Source organism: Legionella waltersii, assembly GCF_001468085.1.
Classification (GTDB): domain Bacteria; phylum Pseudomonadota; class Gammaproteobacteria; order Legionellales; family Legionellaceae; genus Legionella; species Legionella waltersii.
Map to the genome: position 1 here is coordinate 1 of NZ_LNZB01000047.1, position 580 is coordinate 580.

The following is a 580-nucleotide window of genomic DNA, read 5'->3' on the forward strand; positions in this document are numbered from 1 at the left end:
TCTTTTGAAAATGACCTGCGCATCTTTTCCTCCCAGTTAAGTGACTATTATCTCTTAACTGGGTGTGTTCATCCATTAGACCACTTCATAAGTTCTACTTTATTTAATAAAGACCCTATAGGTAATATTAAGGAACCCCAGACTATACCTTATGTTATGATGACGGGGGATGGTACAGCTTTAACCACACATACTATGATTGGTTGTTTATCAGCTATTCGTAAGCAACATAATGAGAATAAGCCTGTTTTGGTCGATCAAACTAAAACTGTAGATAAACAAAAGGGAATAGATGAAACTCCTCATCATTCTCCAAATGGATAACTGATACCCTATCATGTACATATTTTAGGATAATACAATGAATAGTAAGTTAATTTTATCTACGCTGTCTTACAAATCATGCTTCGATATGGTCAGATACCACAAGTCAATTGCGCTAACCCAAGAAATACCTTAGGTTAAGGCAATTGCCATTCTTGATCATCATATTGAAGTGGTCTAATGGATGAACACACCCAGTTAAGAGATAATAGTCACTTAACTGGGAGGAAAAGATGCGCAGGTCATTTTCAAAAGA

At 35.9% G+C, this 580-nt stretch carries 1 protein-coding gene; it reads left to right on the top strand.

The window, feature by feature from the left end; all coding sequences use genetic code 11:
- Positions 1-324 (top strand): hypothetical protein (locus Lwal_RS17555; protein ID WP_162264101.1); only part of this gene is annotated, 324 nt, incomplete at its 5' end.
- Positions 325-580: the final 256 nt, after the last annotated feature.